This window comes from Shewanella algidipiscicola, from assembly GCF_900380485.1.
Taxonomy (GTDB): Bacteria; Pseudomonadota; Gammaproteobacteria; order Enterobacterales; family Shewanellaceae; genus Shewanella; species Shewanella algidipiscicola.
In genome coordinates this window covers 712,353-731,955 of the sequence record NZ_OXJV01000001.1, presented here as the reverse complement: position 1 = coordinate 731,955, position 19,603 = coordinate 712,353, and the positions used below count along the sequence as shown (strand labels likewise).

Below are 19,603 nucleotides of genomic sequence, written 5' to 3'. Positions count from 1 at the left end.
GCAAAGTATGGATTGCTTCGGCACTTTCACTCCATTAGACCTTGGTCTAGTAAAAAAATATCCTTTAATTTTAATCTGTTGTGATTATATTCTCGCCATAATTACGCTAGTATTTGCTGCAGAATAATTAAAAGAACTGGAAAATCGATGAATCTGACCCTAATTGTCGGTGTTATCGCCATTTTATACGTGTCATTGCTGTTTTTATTGGCTTGGGCGGCAGAGCGTTGGTTTGGTCGTATCACCAAAAAAATGCAGAACTGGATTTACGGCCTCAGCCTCGCGGTCTATTGTTCGTCATGGAGCTTTCTGGGCACAGTGGGCCAGGCCGCACAAGATATGTGGTCTTTCCTGCCTATTTTTTTAGGGCCGATTTTGGTGTTTACCTTAGGCTTTGGCCTATTGCGTAAGATGGTGATTGTCTCCAAGGCGCAAAATATTACCTCAGTGGCTGATTTTATTGCCGCACGTTATGGCAAGTCGCAAACCATTGCCGCTATCGTTACCCTGATTGCCTTGTTCGGCATCATGCCGTATATCGCACTGCAGTTAAAAGCGATGGTGTTTAGCTTAAACCTGTTCCAACCTGAAGATGCACTTTATGATGGTGCAGGTGTGTCGTTAATTGTCACCGTGCTGTTGGCTATTTTTGCCATTTTATTTGGCACCCGTAAGCTGGACGCTACTGAACATAACCCTGGACTCATGGTGGCAATTGCCTTTGAGTCGCTGGTTAAACTTGGCGCCTTCTTATTAGTGGGGGTGGTGATTAGCTTCGGTTTTTTTGATGGTTTTACCGATATTTGGCAACAAGCTAAGACCGCCGATTTGATCCATCATCCTAACCTGCGTATCGAGCAGATGATGCCGCAACTCGTGGTTGGCATGGCGGCTTTTTTATGTATGCCGCGCCAATTTCACGTGATGATGGTCGAATGTGCCGATGAAAAAACCTTGCTCAAAGCGCGGTGGTTGTTTCCATTATATTTAGTGTTATTTGGCCTGTTTGTCGGGCCGCTGGCGTTGGCTGGCAAGTTGGTGCTGGGCGACAGTGTCTCTGCCGATACTTATGTGATTAATTTACCACTGGTGCTCGAGCAACCGATTGTCGCAGTCATTGCTCTATTAGGCACCTTATCGGCGGCTACCGGTATGCTGATTGTCGCTGTGGTGACCATCAGCGTGATGGTGAGTAACGAATGGCTCGTGCCGCTATTATTACGTTCGGGTAAAATTCGACAAAAAAACTTCAGTCAATTTTCTCAGTTTTTACTCAATGCACGGCGTATCGCCATTATCTTTATTTTATTGCTCGGTTATTGTAGTTACTTAGCCTTGATGGACAGTGACTCATTATCGGCACTTGGGATGTTGTCCTTTGGCGCCTTTGCTCAGCTCGGCCCTGCGCTTATTGGGGGGATGTATTGGAAGCACGGTAATCGCAGTGGGGTTTACTTGGGCTTAATCGTCGGCTTTGGCTTGTGGTGCTATATTTTGTTGCAAGGTATGGGTGGGGTTGATGGGGTCTTTAGTGGTGACTTTGCCCTGCTCGAATCGATCAATCCTAATGACCGCGATGTGCTGACCGCCTTGCTGGCAAACTTAGCGTGTTATGTGCTTGGATCTATCTGGTTTAGAGCTGGCGTCGCGGAGCGTATTCAAGCCAGTGCATTTGTGACTCCCGGTCAACTTAAAAATAGTACGGGGCGCAAAGCTTCTCCTATCTCACAGCAAGATTTGTTGATTTTGGCTAGTCGCTTTGTCAGTCCCACTCGAGCGTATGAGAGTTTTTCGCGCTTTTCTGAAACGGCGGTGCGCAGTGACAGTTGGCATAAGGTTGCCTCTCCCGAGTTGATTGCCCACACCGAACATATGTTGGCGGGCGTCTTGGGTGGCTCGAGTGCATCGTTGGTGATGGATTCGGTACTGCAAGGGCGCGACTTGGCCCTCGATGAGGTGTTTAGTCTCGTCGATGATGCCTCGTCAAAAATCATTTTAAGCCAAGATATGTTACGCGGGGCCATCGAACATGCCTATGAAGGGATGAGCGTGGTTGATAAAGAGCTTAACTTGGTGGCCTGGAACTACAAATATGCCGAGTTGTATGATTACCCAGCAGACTTTTTACAGCAGGGCATGCCAATCGCCGATGTGGTGCGCTTTAATGCCGAGCGAGGTTTTTGCGGCGAGGGCGATATTGAGTCGCAAGTGGCCAAACGGGTACAACATATGCGCAATGGGACAGCGCATGTGTCTGAGCGTGAGCGTAAAGACGGTAAAGTCATTAAAATTCAGGGCAACCCCATGCCCAGCGGCGGCTTTGTGATGACTTTTACCGATATTACCCAATATCGAGCGCAGGCCAAGGCGCTGCAAGAGGTAAACGAAACGCTCGAAGCCCGGGTCAACGAGCGAACCTATGAGTTGGCAATGCTTAATAGCCAGTTGCTCGAGGCTAAGGCGCAAGAGGAAAACGCCAATGCATCGAAAAGCCGCTTTTTGGCGGCGGTGGGTCATGATCTCATGCAGCCATTAAACGCGGCGCGCCTGTTTACCGCTTCGCTGGCTCAGTATCCTAATTTGGATCATGAGGGGCGCACCACACTGTCCCATGTTAATAGCTCGCTTAAAATAGCGGGTGAGTTGCTTACCGATCTACTGGATATTTCCAAGTTGGATTCGGGCATGGTGGATGTCAAGTTACGCGATTTTTCTGTGTCTGAATTACTCGAAGGATTGGCGGTGGAGTTTGACGCCATGGCCAAAGATTATTCGATACAGTTTGCCATGGTCCCCAGTAGTGCCATCATTCATTCTGATTTGAGCCTGTTACGCCGTGTATTACAAAACTTTTTAACCAATGCTTACCGTTATGCTAAGGGGAATCGCGTGTTGTTTGGTTGTCGTCATCGACCCGGCGGACTCGAGATACAAGTGAACGATACCGGTTGTGGTATTGATGACAATGAGCTGAGTGAAATTTTTAAAGAATTTAAACGACTCGATAATCCTCAGAGCAACAGCGTCAGTGGCTTAGGTTTGGGTCTCGCGATTGCCGATAGAATTGCGCGAGTGCTTGAACATGATATCAAGGTGGTATCGACATTGGGCCAAGGCTCGATGTTTTCGATAACCGTGCCGTTAGGTGATGCCACCCATGTGGCAGCCCCTAAACGTTCTAATTTGATCATGCAGCCATTGGCAGGAGTAAAAGTACTGTGTATCGACAACGAAGAGGCGATTTTAGCTGGGCTGGAAAGTTTACTGAGTCGTTGGCAATGTGATGTCATTTGCGCCAGCGATCTGGCCGATGCCCGTATTAAGCTAGGGCTTAAGGGGGTCGCGCCGGATATTGTCTTGGCGGATTATCACCTAGATAACGACCAAAATGGGGTCGATGCCATGGATGGGATCCGTGCTTTATATGGTGAGCACTTGCCGGGGATTTTGATCACCGCCAATACTCGTAAAGAGATAGTCGACGACGTGCAGCTGCGGGGCTATCACTACATGGCGAAGATGATAAAACCGGCAGCGCTGCGAGCGCTGATCTCGAGTTTAGTCAAATAGCTCACTAGTACTATTTGTTTGGTACAAAGTTCATTGTGAAAAATTAGGAGCCTCGTTTGAATCACGTAATATGTGATGGCAAGTCCATCATCCCTAGTAAGATTGTTTGTGTGGGTCGTAATTATGCCGAGCATATTGCCGAACTTAATAATGAGGTTCCCGAGCAGATGGTGCTGTTTGTTAAACCCAATTCGGCGATATCTTCGGTGCTGAGGAGTTATCATCAAGAACCGCTACACTATGAAGCTGAACTCTGCTTTATGGTGGCAGGTGGCGGTTTTTCTGCCGTGGGGCTGGGGCTTGATCTCACTAAAAGGCAATTGCAAAGTGAGTTAAAAGCAAAAGGCTTACCTTGGGAGCGTGCCAAGGGATTCGATGGCTCGGCGCTGTTTAGCGCGTTCGTGAGTATTGCCCCCAATAGCCAACAACTTGCCTTTACCCTGCATGTGGATGGGACACTGCGTCAACAAGGTGATATTGGTTTGATGATCCATAAACCCGATACCATCTATCGTGAAATAAGCGAGTTTATGACGCTCAATGATGGCGATATTGTGATGACAGGTACGCCAAAAGGGGTTGGGGTGATTAACGCTGAAGAGGTGTTCACGCTACAGCTGCAATCTGAAGGCTGTACCCGTATTGAGTGTCGTTGGCAGGCTCAATAACCTTTTTTTGATTCTGTCTTAGCTTGATGATTTTATAACTCTTATCTTAAATAACGCATCTCATTTTAACGATGCGTTTGATTCATTTCTTTGTTGTTGACCCGTGTTTGAACTTCTATATACTCAAATAACACACACCTTTGTAAAAAATATAAAACAAAGCTTTAACCGAGCAACTTAGGGAGCCTTCATGTCATTAGCGCGCTGTAATTCCTACTATAACGCCACCATAAACCAAGAAACCGATTATCAACCATTACAAGACGAACTCGATGTTGATGTCGTCATTATTGGTGGCGGTTTTACTGGCGTTGCCACCGCAGTTGAGTTGTCGGAGCAAGGCTACAAAGTCGCCATTGTTGAGGCAAATAAAATCGGTTGGGGCGCAACCGGGCGTAATGGTGGCCAGGTCACTGGCAGCTTATCTGGCGACGCGGCGATGACGAAGCAGCTGCGCAATCAAATTGGCAGTGAAGCGGAGGATTTTGTGTGGAACCTGCGCTGGCGTGGTCACGAGATCATTAAAAACCGGGTAGCTAAATATGGTATCGATTGTGATTTGAAGTTTGGTCATCTGCATACCGCCTATAAGCCCGCCCACATGAGCGAGATGCAGGCGACCTTTGATGAAGGTGTGTGCCGCGGCATGGGCGATGAGCTTAAACTGTTATCAAAATCCGATATTCCCGAGTACCTCGACACGCCGCTGTATCATGGGGGGTTACTTAATAAGCGCAATATGCATCTGCATTCGGTCAATCTGTGTATTGGTGAGGCGAGAGCGGCCGAGGCTAATGGTGCACTGATCTTTGAGCACTCAGCTGTGTTGGATATTATTGACGGCGATCGGCCCGTGGTGAAAACGGCACAAGGGCAAATTACAGCCAATAGCGTGGTACTCGCTGGTAATGCTTACCATAAATTGGCGCGTAGAAAATTAAGTGGTTTGCTGTTTCCTGCCTCTCTGGGTAACTGCGCTACGATTAAGCTTGATCCCGCACTTGCTAAGCAACTAAACCCTCACGACTTAGCCGTGTATGACAGCCGTTTTGTACTCGATTACTACCGCATGACCGCCGATAACCGCTTAATGTTTGGTGGTGGTACCAATTATTCTGGTCGCGATTCAAAAGATGTGGCGGCAGAGCTTCGCCCGGCGCTTGAGCGCACCTTCCCGCAGCTTAAGGGGGTTGAAATTGAGTTTGATTGGACCGGTATGGCGGGTATTGTGGTCAACCGCATTCCCCAGCTGGGTAAAGTGTCTAACAATGTATTTTACTGCCAAGGTTATTCTGGTCATGGCGTGGCGACCTCTCACATCATGGGCGAGATCATGGCCGCTGCTGTGATTGGTCAACACAAAGAGTTTGATCTATTTGCCAATATGAAACAGATCCGTTTACCCGTCGGCGAGTGGTTGGGTAATCAAGGTATGGCAATCGGCATGCTGTACTATCGCATGATGGAGAATTTCCGCTAACTCAGTGCGAATTTCACTCTTTAGAATGTTGCTTCATCGCTCTGTGAGTAAAGCATATTATGGTTTAGGTGTACATTAACCTAATAAATCATAATATGCTTACCCCATGACGCTTGTAAAGGTTCTTGCATAAGGTGTCGTGTTAAAAACGATTACATGTGATAAATAAGATTAATATTAATACTATCACCTTCAAAATTAACACCGTCAAAAGTAAAACTGTCATCGAATAATCTTAACCACTCAATTTGGAGCTCTAATGGCGAGCCATTATTAATGCCCATACCTACACCAAACTGTAAGACACTTTCTGTTTGTGAGGCATCAGCAATGGCGCCTTTGACACTGCCATAGCCCACGAGTCCATATATATTAAAGTGCTCATGTACCGGTAACATTCCTTTTGCTAATAGGCTTAAACTGTTTTCGACTTCAACGCTAACGCCCATAAATTCATAGTCATCAATATTGGCGTAGCCTCTAAATTCAACGCCAAAATTACGATGAAATTGATAGCCCACGATCCCGCCTAGTAATCCATTGTCGCGACACCGACTACATCAACATTGGTATCGACATAGGCATACCCTAAACCAATATAACCACGTTGAATGTAATCGTCGTTAGCGTGAGCTGTTAAGCAGATGAGAGAAAGCAGTAGTGTTTTATATCCATTATGTATATTCATTTTTCCATCCTAGAAAATGTTTAAACTCAAATACTAGCTTTGTTCAATTATGATGAAGCTCCAATTGATATTCGTTTAATGTGAAATATGTCACATGGTTGGCGTGGGAAATTCGGCTCCTATAGATTCGACTTGTATGAGTTCATTGTGTTGATCTGTCATAAATCATTAAATACCAATCAACTTGTAGCCATTACATCAAGCCATCTCAATCGTGATGGCTTGATTCGCTTATATCATCAATTGCTGCTGGTGGTTGTGATGATAGGGATATTGAGTAATGTAGCATCGAAACCACAAGCGTTGGATAATGTCACTGTGAGGTATCCTGTGGCATCCATTTTTTCCCCCTGGATGATTACGCCGTATGTTTGGCCACCTAAAGCCGATGTATTAGGCCAAATAAAGCTATTTTGGCTAACGAATTCACCAATGGTGCTAGTGAACTTGACTATGGTGCCAGCAGGCATTTGATTACCTAAACTGTTCGTAATATTTAGTGTGATCTGCCCAGACTTATCATCGACTATATCCAGTGTTTGATTGCCATCATCGTTGCCATCGCTGTCGGTAATGGTAAGGTTATTATATTGGGCTACATCTGTAGACATAATGATGACGACTTCATCTCTGATGTTGATAGATTTTGATGTGTTTACGCCATCTGCGCAGCCTATATGGGGTGGAAGCGCGCATAATACACCGTTATAAACGCCATCGCGTTTGGTATGTTCGCCATCATTGTTTAAGTCAAATAACTCCTCTAACGCATCGGGATCATATTTACCATTTTCGTTATAGTCGGTGAAAGCCTCATCCATGTCGAAGATGCGATTATCAATCCCAGTTGTCCAATAGGCATTAAATTCAGCAAGATCAAAGCGGCCATTACCATTGGTATCGGCGAAAGACTCTTCACCTATGGCTGTAGCGGTAATGGTTGAGCGGCCGTCACTGGGGATAGGATTTAAGTGCCTCCACTCGACGCTGCATTGTCCATCAACCGTAAAGCAAGTACCGTCGATAGCCCCTCCTTCCGTGGTGAATATCACTGCCGTACCATCGGCGGGAAAATTATTGAAAGCATCGGCCAATGCTGCTGTGATTTCGACACTTTCACAGGTGCCTGGGTTAAAGGTATTAGGCCGTAGGGTAAAACTATTTTGATCCGGTATCCCTGTAGAAATCACAAGTTTGCTAGATTGTGTGATAAGTTCACTATTATCTATTTCGCTATCCGCCTGTGCAAGCACCCTTACCGATGTGGCGACTGAGCCTGAGTTAACGACAGTTTTGACGAATCCCTTTGCATCACTAACGGCTTCGTCATTACTTAAAAAAAGATTACCCATTTCGGTATTTAACCTGAAACGCACCGACTTGTTAGCGACAGGTTTACCTGTTATATCGAATACCTGAAAAGTCACAGTTGATGTTTCTTGCCCACCAGTGGTTTTAATGGCGATTAATTCGGGTTGTGCATCAATAAAGCGGATACTTCCTGCTGCTGCGGGTTGAATCATGACCGTTGCCGAGGCCGTCAGAACTTGACTGCCTGTATTAACTACCACATTGATCTTATCTTGGCCTGAGCAGCCATTTGCGGTATAGGTACTGCTAGCCTGTCCATTAACCAGTGTCACTGGGGAGTCTAACTGTGCTAATGGTGTCGATGCGTTGCTACAATTTGATGTGAATAATACTTCAGCGGGTTCGTTAAAAGGTTGTCCATCTTCATTGAGCACCATGACTGATACATTGGTAGTCCCTCCTGCCGAAAGGGTATTAGTGCCTAATGCTGCAATTCCAGCTTGTAGTGGATCGCCGCTGCCCATGGTGAGGTTGGTGGCGCCGATAACGATAATCGCCGTGTCTTCTTCGCCACTAACAAGCGATGCCGTTACTGTACCTGCGCCAAGCTCAGTTCCTGAAAATATATCAACGCTGGCTTGATACATATCATTGGTGACTGCCGTTTTAATAGGGATTTCGCCGATGGTACTATTAAATGTCACAATAACGGGCTCGTTAATGCCATTTATTGTCGCGATTAATCTTGCTGAAGAAACAGAGGTTATTGACGATAGTGGCTTACCGGCGGCATCAACGATAGTTAGGGTTACTTCATATTCCGACTGAGGATCCGTTACTGTGTCATTGTTACCTGCGAGTAAATCACACGGTACATTGTTAGGGCAAACTGGGGTTGCATTATCATCACCGCCACCACAAGCTATGAGCAGCATGGTACATACCAGTGCAATAAGTATTTTGTGTAGTGTGGGCATATTAATCTCCATATCAAGGTAAGTACATCCAAGTGAGCCACTATTATGTATAGGTGATACTCAGCAATTTTTCATGAAGAGTGAAAAATATATCTTTTATTTCAGGAATTGCTAACGCACTTCATGGCTGGTTTTTTTACTTGATAGGTGACGATAGGTCATTTAGGCAATAATAAGACATACCAATTTGATAAAAGGTGAATAACCCTGCCGCTTTCAGTTTCTGGCTTGGAGATGAAGAGTCTCCTTAATGGTGAGAGGTGTGATTTATTAGCGCATGATGGAGTTTTCGCCAATGGACACATGAACTTGCTGGTGGAATATTTTTTAACGAGCGAGTGGTAGTACAAGTTTAACGGTAAGGATTTAATGGTGATCTTGAATGCAAATATCCTTTTATTGTGTGTTAGCTCAACTATTTCAAAATCTTAGTGAACTAATACCCTTAATTGAATGCCTTATTTAGCAAATGAAATCCAGAATTAAAAAAATGAAAAAATCAGCGTTACTCTCTCTATTAATGTTTACGGGATTTACCCATGCTGACATTACCCCGCTACCAGAGTTAAATGAGATCAAAGATTATCAGCAGCTCAACCCTAAGATCTTAACCGCTGGTTTACCGACAGAAACACAATTTAATACTTTGAGTAAAGCCGGTGTTCAGTTGGTGATTAATTTGATGCCTAATGAACAAAAGGATGCTCACGCGAATGAAGCCAAATTGGTTACCGATGCGGGTATGGAATATGTCTACATTCCTGTCGATTGGATGAACCCCAAGGTTGAGACGGTAGAGGCTTTCTTCGAGGTGATGGATAAGCACCGTGATAAAGAGATCATGATCCACTGTATGGCTAATTATCGAGCATCTGCTTTTGCCTATCTGGATCAGTTACGTATTGGTAATAAGGTCTCTATGGAGGACACTATGGTGGAATGGGGCGATCTGCAGCAAAGTTTGCAAAAGTATTCTCAATGGGCAGAACTAATCGAACAGGTGAAAGCTAAGTACAATCTTTAACTCTTACTGCTTCTTCTATGTACTTATCTTAAGTGCAGTGACTAAGGACCAATTGTCTGTTCTCAGTTTAACTAGAAATATCTATGCCCAATCACTCAGGTTATTGGGCATACTAGTATCAGTGATGTGTCATCTTTAATCCGTGTGACAATCAAGACACTCATACTAAGCTCAAACATGCGATTTATGGGTTAATGTAGACAACGCATAAACCAAGATATAGCACATCATCTGCTTCGCTTTGAGCGCATGAGCTATTCATAGAACAGTGAAAAATAAAACAAACACCCACCCCCAAAATCCCAACAAGGCGCTCTGTCAGGGGAGTTGTTCTGCCAAAAAATCTACCATTAACCGCACCTTAGGCGAAAGATGACGGTTTTGCGGGTAGAGCGCCCACACACCTTCGTTGGGTTCTTGGTAGGCGGTTAACAGTGGTATTAAGGTGCCAGCCTCGAGATCTTGGCTAATGTAATAGTTGGGCAGTTGTGCTATGCCTATTCCCTTAAGCGCAGCATCACGCAGGCCGTGACCTGTGTTGCATCGCAACCGGCCATTAATCTTTACCTGTCTCTCTCGGCCTTGGTCGATAAAGCGCCAGTAATCATAGTTGCCGATTAAACAGTTGTGCTGACTCAACTCCGACAGGCTATGGGGTTCGCCATAGCGTTTTAGGTAAGTGGGGGAGGCGCAAACAAAGTTTTTTCGCTGACTGATACGTTTGGCCATTAAGCTTGAGTCGGCTAGCTTGCCGATACGAATGGCTAAATCTATCCCCGCATCGATTAAGTTAACCTGGCGATTGGTCAGTTCGACATCCATCTCGACACTGGGGTAGTTGAGCATAAAGTCATTGACGATAGGCAGAATATATTTTTCACCGTAAGCAACTGGAGCGGTCAGTTTAAGGCAACCTTGAGGCGTACCTTTTAAGCTGCTTAGTGCACGTTCGGCTTCATCTAAAGCGTCGAGCACCTGTCGGCAATGTTGATAGTAGAGCATCCCTTCTTCGGTGAGTGACACTTTACGGGTGGTGCGGTAGAGCAATTTGGTGTCGAGTCTGTGTTCGATGGCGCTGATCTGCCTGCTGACTTGGGCGGTAGAGATCCCTAGGCGCTTAGCTGCGGCGGTAAAGCTTTCAGTTTCGGCCACGGCGACAAATTCGCTGACCCCTTCCCAAGGTTGCATTATTACTATCTCGTAAAAATCATTTGTTGATTTGCTAGATTATCATTGCTCAAGAAATAAATACAATGGTTGCCATTGTAAGGCCAGTCATAAACTGGTTCGATTGTCATACCCGTTGCGAAGAAAGCAACTAAATTGTATGTGGCGCATCCACATCATCCAAGGGAGTTATTACTATGTCAGATAAGTTTATTAAGTCGAAAGCGGCCATCGCTTGGGGACCGGGTCAACCTTTGTCAGTTGAAGAGGTGGATGTGATGTTACCTAAGGCGGGTGAAGTCTTAGTTAAGATTGTGGCGACTGGCGTGTGTCATACTGATGCATTTACGCTATCGGGGGATGATCCTGAAGGGGTATTTCCGGCGATTTTAGGCCATGAAGGTGGCGGCATCGTTGAGATGGTTGGCGAAGGTGTCACCAGCGTTAAAGTGGGCGACCATGTTATTCCGCTTTATACCCCAGAGTGTGGTGAGTGTAAGTTTTGTAAGTCGGGCAAAACCAACCTGTGTCAAAAAATCCGAGAAACCCAAGGTAAAGGCTTAATGCCAGATGGCACCACGCGTTTTTATAAAGATGGCGAGCCTATTTTCCATTATATGGGGTGTTCTACTTTCTCTGAATATACCGTATTACCAGAGATCTCATTGGCTAAAGTGAACCCTGAAGCGCCGCTCGAAGAGGTGTGTTTACTCGGCTGTGGTGTGACAACCGGTATGGGCGCAGTGCTTAACACTGCCAAAGTAGAGCCGGGTGCGAGCGTGGCGATTTTTGGTATTGGTGGCATAGGTTTGTCGGCGATTATCGGCGCAACCATGGCTGGCGCTTCACGTATTATCGCTATCGATATTAATGACAGTAAGTTTGAGTTGGCGCGTCAACTGGGCGCGACAGATTGCATTAATCCTAAGGAATATGACAAGCCTATCCAAGAGGTAATTGTTGAGCTAACCGATGGCGGCGTTGATTACTCCTTTGAGTGTATCGGTAATGTCGATGTGATGCGCTCAGCGTTAGAGTGTTGCCATAAAGGCTGGGGCGAATCTGTCATTATTGGCGTTGCTGGTGCAGGGCAAGAGATTTCGACTCGTCCGTTCCAATTAGTGACCGGCCGTGTATGGCGTGGCAGCGCGTTTGGCGGTGTTAAAGGACGCTCTGAACTACCAGAAATCGTTGAAAAATATCTACGTGGTGAGTTCAAGTTAAGTGACTTTATTACTCACACCATGCCACTTGAAGAGATTAACAATGCCTTTGATTTGATGCATGAAGGTAAGAGTATCCGCTCTGTGGTGCATTTCGATAAATAGTGGCAAAGCATAGACGGATTAGCAAAAACCTATTAGCAAAAACCAACTAGCATCAATCTACTGTGTAGCGCAGGTGAGCGCTTTTGCCTGCGCCGCACAGGGTGAGGATAAATGATGACCATAGAAAATATTAGCAGTAATAAAAGTTTTGAGGGTTGGCATAAACAGTATCAACATCAATCCTCTAGCCTTAATTGTGCGATGCGTTTTGCGATTTACTTGCCGCCTCAGGCCAGCGAACAAAAAGTACCAGTACTTTATTGGCTATCAGGCTTGACCTGCACTGATGAAAACTTCATGCAAAAGGCAGGCGCAATGCGCATGGCTGCTGAGCTTGGGGTGGCGATTGTCGCGCCAGATACCAGCCCTCGGGGCGTTGGGGTTGCCGATGCTCCCGATGGCAGTTATGACTTAGGCCTAGGGGCAGGGTTTTACCTTAATGCCACGCAAGCGCCGTGGAAGTCGCATTATCAGATGTATGATTATGTGGTTAATGAATTACCTGAGTTAATCGAGCAGCATTTTCCGGTTAATACCAAACGCGCGATTGCGGGTCACTCAATGGGCGGGCATGGTGCGTTAACGATTGGTTTGCGTAACCCAGAGCGCTATCAGTCAATTTCAGCATTTAGTCCGATAGTGAATCCCATTAATTGTCCATGGGGACAAAAGGCTTTTGAGCACTATTTGGGGAAAAATCGCGATGAGTGGTTGCAGTATGATGCGTGTGAACTGCTTAAAAATACCACGGCAAAGTTACCGATTCTGGTCGATCAAGGGACTAGCGATAGCTTCCTTGATGAGCAATTAAAACCGCAGGCGCTAATCGATGTGGCCAGTGCCAAGCAGTATCCGTTAACCTTACACATGCAAGCTGGCTATGATCATAGCTATTACTTTATCGCGAGCTTTATTGAGGCGCACTTGAAGTTTCATTTTAAGCACTTGACGGCTTAATCTGTGTGGTTTTAGCCTGTCACCATAGCACTTAAATCTAAGTTATTTGCTTAAGGTTTTTACAAGACAGTTTGCAAGCCTATCGAGTCGATAAGCAACTAAGCCGAACATCTGTTCGGCTTAGTTGTTGAATTGGTATAGTGTTATTAGCCATAGTGTTAGTAGCCAAGAGCGATGAATCGACACTACTTCACAGGTTCACAGGTTCATAGGTTCATAGGGCGGCTATTAAGCTCAGACAGAGAGTGAGAACAGCGATTTAGGCCAGTGCTGCTTGATATGGATGGTAAACCAAGGGTCAGGTCAACATCAGCGCTCGTTTCACCGCTGTTTTCTTACACTATATCTCGACGCGGTCCATCTCCAGCTGTTGCAATGAAATCACCGCTTGGGTGCGATTTCTGACCCCGAGTTTTCTAAAAATGGCGGTGGCATGCGCTTTAATGGTCGCTTCAGATACCCCTAAATCATAGGCAATTTGCTTATTTAACAGCCCTTCGGCAAACATCTGCAATACCTTATATTGCTGCGGTGTTAAGTCGGCCAGTTTGGCAGCCATTTGATCGGTTGCATCTTCATTAATTTGCTGTAGCTCAATATTGTCTGGCAGCCAGATATCACCATACAACACTGTAGTGAGGGCTTCAGCGAGGGTTTCCATGGAGGCTGATTTAGGGATAAAGCCCGCACTTCCGTAATGCACTGCGCGGCTAATCGTCATGGCATCTTCATGGGCTGAAATCACCGCGACGGGCAGCTCTGGGAAGTGAGTGCGCAGATGGATCAGGGTGGAGTAGCCATGGGAGCCAGGCATTTGTAAGTCCAGCAGTACAATGTCGTAGGCTCTAGTACTCGTTTCTAATAGCTGTTGTAAGGCGTCAGCACTGTCGGCTTCAAACCAATTGGTTTGCGTAAAGGCGCCACTCAATGCTTGTCGCAAGGCATTACGAAATAGAGGGTGATCATCGGCGATGATAATGTTCAAATTTTCTAGCTTCATTGCTTTTTGATTATCTTTGTTGCATTTGAAGGTGAATTCAATGTAACAGATAACCTGCGTATTATTCTATGGATTTTATGCTGAAGATGTTGGTTTTTTGTTTAATTATTCTATTTGTTAGACTTTTGTCTAGTATGATGTGGCAGTATTAATGCCAAAATAGGGGCAAAATATGATAGAGGTGCTAATTATTTACACCTCTATAGGCTATTATCGTTTAAGTGTGCGGCGGCCAAACTTGGGTAGGTTTTCTATCATCATCGACCGCAACGAACGTAAATACGCCACGAATCGCGTGCTCACGCAAATCTTGATACATATCTTCGACAAAAATATTCACTTCCACCTTTAATGAGGTGTTACCCACATGGATCACCTTGGCAATGATTTCGGCTAAGGTACCAGCGGGGATAGCTTTATTAAAGTCGATTCTGTCAGAGCTGACCGTGACCAGAGGTTTACGGCAAAAACGCGTCGCCGCGATAAATGCAGTTTCATCCATCCACGCCAACGCTTCGCCACCAAAAAGGGTGTTGTGGTGGTTGGTGATTGACGGAAAAATCGCTTTGATGACACGGGCTTCAGATTGTTCAATTCGAGCTAACATCGCCTCAGAATAAGGCGATTGAGTGTGAGTTAGGGGCATACGGCAACCTTGAGGTTATGCAGGAAAAATCCACTGTCACGTAATCGAGTTACGCGGCGAGTGGTTGTTGGTGTTTAAGTTCATCCAGTGAAGGTAAAAAAGGCTTCATGCTTGAAGCCTTTATCGGGGTAAAACTGGGGCATTATTGTTAAGACGTGGAGGGGTTAGGCACTTGCCAACTTGTTCATCCGTGCACGTGCCGCTTTTGCTAAGTCACGTAGTAACTGCTCGGAGTCTTGCCAGTTAAGGCAGGCATCTGTAATGCTTTTGCCATAACACAGAGGTTGATCTGGGATCACTTTTTGGCTGCCTTCTTCAATAAAGCTTTCAGCCATAATGCCCGCAATGGCGGTAGAGCCTTGCTCTAGTTGCGAAATAATATCTTTAGCAACAACCAATTGTTGTAAATGTTGTTTTTGACTATTGCCGTGGCTGAAGTCAATCACCATGCGGTGTGATAACCCAACACTCGCCAGTTGTTTGGCTGCGGCATTGACGTCTTCGGCATGGTAGTTTGGTTGCTTACCGCCGCGTAAAATAATGTGTCCAAATGGATTACCGCTAGTACGGTATACCGCCATGGCGCCATCTTTATCGGGCGAGTAGAAGATATGCGGCTCTTTTGCGGCGCGCACTGCGTCGATCGCGATATTGATGTTACCGTCTGTACCGTTTTTAAAGCCAACAGGGCAAGAGAGTGCCGAGGCCATCTCACGGTGAATTTGGCTTTCGGTGGTGCGAGCACCCACAGCGCCCCAAGTGATAAGGTCAGCTATGTATTGGCCGTTAACCATGTCTAAAAATTCGGTGGCGATAGGCAATTTAAGTTCGGTGATCTGTTGTAGCAGATGACGCGCAAGGCGTAGGCCTTTATTGGCGTTAAAGCTACCGTCGAGATCTGGGTCTGAAATCAGTCCTTTCCAACCGACGGTGGTGCGCGGCTTTTCAAAATAAACGCGCATCAGGATGCAGAGATCATCTTTTAATTCTTGATGCATCACGGCGAGACGCTTAGCGTAGTCAATAGCGGCATCAGTATCGTGAATAGAGCAAGGGCCGATGATCACTAGCAGTCGCTGATCTTCTCCGGTGAGAATCGCTTCGACTTCACGTCGTTGTTGTACAAGGTAGTCGGCAGCGTCTTGAGTCAGCGGATATTCAGATGCGAGTTTAGCAGGTGAAATGGCTTTACATAATAATATGGTGCGTAGTTCGTCTGTTTTAGTGGTCATTCAATATACCGAGCGTTTGTCTTGGCATTTCGCCTTATTGTCTCGGATTATAACTAATAGTTGCAGGCTGCACAGTGCCTAAATCATGAAAATATTCGCTAATTGTCGGCAAGTGTGCAGTGCAATTGATAAAATCGCCCATTTCTACTGGATAAAATCCAGCTTGATGGTGCTTATTTAAAACATATGTCGTTCCAGTCCGGTGAGCTCTAAGATCTTAGTCGCAATCTCTTCAACCGAATGATTGGTGGTGTTAACAAAGGGGATGCGCTCACGTTTGTACATCATCTCTACCTCTTTTACTTCGATACGGCATTGCCTGAGTGAAGAGTAGCGACTATTTTCCATACGGCTTTGGCGGATCTCATGTAGACGCACCGGATCTATGGTTAGACCAAATAGTTTGTGCTTATTCTTTTTGAGGATATCTGGCAGCTTAAGGTTATCCATATCATCTTCAATAAATGGGTAGTTAGCGGCCTTGATACCAAACTGCATCGACAGATAAAGGCTACTGGGTGTTTTACCGCAGCGCGATACCCCGAGTAAAACAATGTCGGCTTTGTCGATATGTTTTAGGGTTTGGCCGTCATCGTTTTCCATGGCGAAATTAATGGCGTCGATGCGCGCTTCATAACTGTGGTTGGCTTTACCGTGAGTGCGATGCAGCACAGGGCTTGCCTTGATGCCTAACTGTTCTTCGAGTGGGGCGACGAAGGTATTCAAAAAATCATAATCGATACATTCGCTACTGTAGATGATGTCACGAATTTCAGCTTTGACGATAGAATGGAATACTAATGGTCGTTCGCCTGTTGTAATAAAACAATCATTTATTTGCTTCTTAACCGCCTGTGCTTTTTGAACCGTCTCCACAAACGGAATTGTAAGTGCTTCAAACTCCATTGGAAATTGCGACAAAACCGCATGACCAAACACTTCGGCTGTGATCGCCGTCCCATCTGAGATATAAAAGACTTTACGTGACATCCTGACCTCTTGTAGTAATAAAATTACAAATAAAATTATACATTTACGCTGCTTGCTGTGGAGTGTAAACTGCCGCTGCCCTCGTGTGAAAGGGCCACACTGAAATAAACTTGCGGAGATAGAACTGTGCAGCAATATGTACTCTGGTATCAAGAATTAGGCATGGGTGATGTCAACAAGGTTGGCGGTAAAAACGCCTCACTTGGAGAGATGATCAGCAATCTAGCAAATGCAGGTGTTCAAGTGCCTGGTGGCTTTGCGACCACCTCTTTTGCGTTCAATGAATTTCTTGAACAAAGCGGACTTAACCAGAAGATATACGACACTCTAGATTCTCTAGATGTAGATGACGTGAATGCACTCGCTACAGCCGGTGCACAGATCAGACAGTGGGTTATCGACACCCCATTCCATAGCGAATTTGAGCAGGTTGTACGTGAATCGTACGACAAGCTTTCCTCAGAAACCAAAGACGCGTCTTTCGCCGTTCGCTCTTCAGCGACAGCCGAAGATATGCCAGATGCTTCATTTGCCGGCCAGCAAGAGACTTTCCTTAATGTTAAGGGATATGAATCAGTACTGGTAGCGATTAAGCACGTTTTTGCTTCACTGTTTAACGACCGAGCTATCTCATACCGTGTACATCAAGGTTACGATCATAAAGGCGTAGCACTTTCAGCCGGTGTACAGCGTATGGTTCGCTCCGATACTGCTGCATCAGGTGTGATGTTTACCATGGATACCGAGTCGGGTAACAATGATGTGGTATTTATTACCTCATCTTTTGGCCTAGGTGAAATGGTCGTACAAGGTGCGGTGAACCCAGATGAGTTTTACGTACACAAGCCAAGTTTAACTGCCGGTCACAAGGCGGTTGTTCGTCGTAATATTGGCAGCAAGCTTATTCAGATGGTTTACTCTGATGACTTAAGTCACGGTAAACAAGTTAAGATTGAAGATGTGGCTGCTGATAAGCGTCGTCAATTCTCTATCAATGACGAAGAAGTGATGGAACTTGCTAAGCAAGCCATGGTCATCGAGCAGCACTACGGTCGTCCAATGGATATCGAGTGGGCAAAAGATGGTAACGACGGCAAACTTTATATCGTTCAGGCACGCCCTGAAACCGTGCGTTCACGCGAAGATGTGCAGCTCATTGAGCGCTACCACCTTAAAACCCATGGTGATGTGATTGGTGAAGGTCGTGCCATTGGCCATAAGATTGGTAATGGTATTGCTAAGGTACTGTCTTCTATTGAAGATATGGACCAAATCCAAGAAGGCGACGTGTTGGTTACCGACATGACAGACCCAGATTGGGAACCTATCATGAAGCGCGCAAGTGCTATCGTTACTAACCGTGGTGGCCGTACTTGCCATGCGGCGATTATCGCCCGTGAACTTGGCGTTCCTGCGGTTGTGGGTTGTGGCGATATCACAGATAAAATTAAGCATGGTCAAGAGGTTACAGTATCTTGTGCTGAGGGTGATACCGGCTTTATTTATCAAGGAATTCAAGACTTCGAAGTGATGTCATCGCGCGTCGATTCTATGCCTGAACTGCCAATGAAGATCATGATGAACGTAGGTAACCCTGATAGAGCATTCGACTTTGCTCGCCTGCCTAACGAAGGTGTGGGCCTTGCGCGTCTTGAGTTCATCATCAACCGCATGATCGGTATTCACCCGAAAGCCTTGCTCGAATTCAACGACCAAACTGCTGAACTGCAACAAGAGATCCACGAGATGATCGCAGGTTATGAATCACCTGTTGAATATTATGTGGCACGTCTGGTTGAAGGTATTGCGACTATCGCATCGGCTTTCCATCCGAAGAAAGTGATTGTACGTATGTCAGACTTTAAGTCTAACGAGTACGCAAACTTAGTCGGCGGTGACCGTTACGAGCCAGAAGAAGAGAACCCAATGTTGGGCTTCCGTGGTGCAAGCCGTTATATTTCTGAAGCGTTCCGTGACTGTTTCGCCCTAGAATGTGAAGCTATTAAGCGTGTGCGCGGTGAGATGGGTCTGACAAACGTTGAGATCATGATCCCATTCGTACGTACCCTTGAAGAAGCGGCACAAGTGATTGAGCTACTGAAAGAGCAAGGCCTTGAGCGCGGTAAAGATGGTCTACGTGTCATCATGATGTGTGAGTTACCTTCTAATGCCTTGTTGGCCGATCAGTTCCTTGAGTACTTCGATGGTTTCTCTATTGGCTCAAACGATTTAACTCAGCTAACCCTAGGTCTTGACCGAGATTCTGGCATCATCAGTCATCTGTTTGATGAGCGTAATACAGCGGTTAAAGTCTTACTGGCTATGGCAATTAAGTCGGCTAAAGCCAAAGGCGCTTATGTGGGGATTTGTGGTCAAGGACCATCAGATCACGCAGACTTTGCTGCATGGTTAGTTGAGCAGGGCATAGATACCGTATCACTAAACCCAGATACCGTTATCGACACTTGGTTATACCTAGGTGAAGCTCACGGTTAATTATTCTTAAAATAGAATAAGCTAATTGAAAAAAGCCGCTTTTTAGCGGCTTTTTTTGTTTATAATGGC

General features: G+C 45.7%; 15 protein-coding genes. 7 read left to right on the top strand and 8 right to left on the bottom strand.

The window, feature by feature from the left end:
• Positions 1-147: 147 nt before the first annotated feature.
• The 3 genes from DN599_RS03245 to DN599_RS03235 all read left to right on the top strand — a co-directional run bounded on the left by DN599_RS03245 (position 148) and on the right by DN599_RS03235 (position 5,718).
• Positions 148-3,570 (top strand): hybrid sensor histidine kinase/response regulator, encoded by a 3,423-nt coding sequence (locus tag DN599_RS03245; protein ID WP_110456201.1) that lies wholly within the window; start codon positions 148-150, stop codon positions 3,568-3,570.
• A gap of 56 nt (positions 3,571-3,626) precedes the next feature.
• On the top strand, positions 3,627-4,238 hold the full coding sequence (locus DN599_RS03240) for a fumarylacetoacetate hydrolase family protein (RefSeq protein WP_110456200.1): 612 nt from the start codon (positions 3,627-3,629) through the stop codon (positions 4,236-4,238).
• 190 nt (positions 4,239-4,428) lie between these two features.
• Positions 4,429-5,718, top strand: a complete 1,290-nt coding sequence (locus DN599_RS03235) for an NAD(P)/FAD-dependent oxidoreductase (RefSeq protein ID WP_110456199.1) — start codon at positions 4,429-4,431, stop codon at positions 5,716-5,718.
• Between the two features lie 152 nt (positions 5,719-5,870).
• Here DN599_RS03235 and DN599_RS03230 read toward each other — a convergent pair whose 3' ends face one another.
• The 3 genes from DN599_RS03230 to DN599_RS03225 all read right to left on the bottom strand — a co-directional run bounded on the left by DN599_RS03230 (position 5,871) and on the right by DN599_RS03225 (position 8,694).
• The gene (locus tag DN599_RS03230; protein ID WP_162599139.1) at positions 5,871-6,239 is read right to left on the bottom strand and encodes an outer membrane protein; all 369 of its coding nucleotides are present in this window, start codon (positions 6,237-6,239) and stop codon (positions 5,871-5,873) included.
• 8 nt (positions 6,240-6,247) lie between these two features.
• Positions 6,248-6,406, bottom strand: a complete 159-nt coding sequence (locus DN599_RS18610; RefSeq protein ID WP_162599138.1) for a hypothetical protein — start codon at positions 6,404-6,406, stop codon at positions 6,248-6,250.
• Positions 6,407-6,645: 239 nt separating this feature from the next.
• Positions 6,646-8,694 carry an Ig-like domain-containing protein gene (locus tag DN599_RS03225; protein WP_110456197.1) on the bottom strand — a complete coding sequence of 683 codons (2,049 nt, stop codon included), beginning with the start codon at positions 8,692-8,694 and terminating at the stop codon, positions 6,646-6,648.
• Between the two features lie 490 nt (positions 8,695-9,184).
• Between DN599_RS03225 and DN599_RS03220 the strand changes: the two genes are divergently transcribed.
• Complete coding sequence (locus DN599_RS03220; protein WP_110456196.1) at positions 9,185-9,718, top strand: protein tyrosine phosphatase family protein; 534 nt, start codon at positions 9,185-9,187, stop codon at positions 9,716-9,718.
• 318 nt (positions 9,719-10,036) lie between these two features.
• Here DN599_RS03220 and DN599_RS03215 read toward each other — a convergent pair whose 3' ends face one another.
• Positions 10,037-10,906: a LysR family transcriptional regulator gene (locus tag DN599_RS03215; RefSeq protein ID WP_110456195.1), complete on the bottom strand. Its 870-nt coding sequence runs from the start codon at positions 10,904-10,906 to the stop codon at positions 10,037-10,039.
• Between the two features lie 176 nt (positions 10,907-11,082).
• On the opposite strand from DN599_RS03215, the gene DN599_RS03210 reads away from it, so the two are divergent.
• Together DN599_RS03210 and fghA are read left to right on the top strand one after the other, a co-directional pair.
• Positions 11,083-12,213, top strand: coding sequence for an S-(hydroxymethyl)glutathione dehydrogenase/class III alcohol dehydrogenase (locus DN599_RS03210; protein ID WP_110456194.1), 1,131 nt, complete (start codon positions 11,083-11,085; stop codon positions 12,211-12,213).
• Between the two features lie 114 nt (positions 12,214-12,327).
• Complete coding sequence (gene fghA, locus DN599_RS03205; protein ID WP_110456193.1) at positions 12,328-13,170, top strand: S-formylglutathione hydrolase; 843 nt, start codon at positions 12,328-12,330, stop codon at positions 13,168-13,170.
• A gap of 340 nt (positions 13,171-13,510) precedes the next feature.
• Here the strand turns inward: fghA and DN599_RS03200 are convergent, their stop codons facing one another.
• The 4 genes from DN599_RS03200 to ppsR all read right to left on the bottom strand — a co-directional run bounded on the left by DN599_RS03200 (position 13,511) and on the right by ppsR (position 17,038).
• Positions 13,511-14,170 (bottom strand): response regulator transcription factor, encoded by a 660-nt coding sequence (locus DN599_RS03200; protein WP_110456192.1) that lies wholly within the window; start codon positions 14,168-14,170, stop codon positions 13,511-13,513.
• Positions 14,171-14,387: 217 nt separating this feature from the next.
• Positions 14,388-14,816, bottom strand: coding sequence for an acyl-CoA thioesterase (locus tag DN599_RS03195; RefSeq protein WP_110456191.1), 429 nt, complete (start codon positions 14,814-14,816; stop codon positions 14,388-14,390).
• Positions 14,817-14,980: 164 nt separating this feature from the next.
• A complete protein-coding gene (locus DN599_RS03190) occupies positions 14,981-16,048 on the bottom strand; it encodes a 3-deoxy-7-phosphoheptulonate synthase (RefSeq protein ID WP_110456190.1) in 1,068 nt (355 codons plus the stop codon).
• 177 nt (positions 16,049-16,225) lie between these two features.
• The gene (gene ppsR, locus DN599_RS03185; RefSeq protein ID WP_110456189.1) at positions 16,226-17,038 is read right to left on the bottom strand and encodes a posphoenolpyruvate synthetase regulatory kinase/phosphorylase PpsR; all 813 of its coding nucleotides are present in this window, start codon (positions 17,036-17,038) and stop codon (positions 16,226-16,228) included.
• A 126-nt stretch (positions 17,039-17,164) separates the two neighbouring features.
• Between ppsR and ppsA the strand changes: the two genes are divergently transcribed.
• Positions 17,165-19,534 (top strand): phosphoenolpyruvate synthase, encoded by a 2,370-nt coding sequence (ppsA, locus tag DN599_RS03180; RefSeq protein WP_110456188.1) that lies wholly within the window; start codon positions 17,165-17,167, stop codon positions 19,532-19,534.
• The last annotated feature ends 69 nt before the right edge of the window (positions 19,535-19,603 follow it).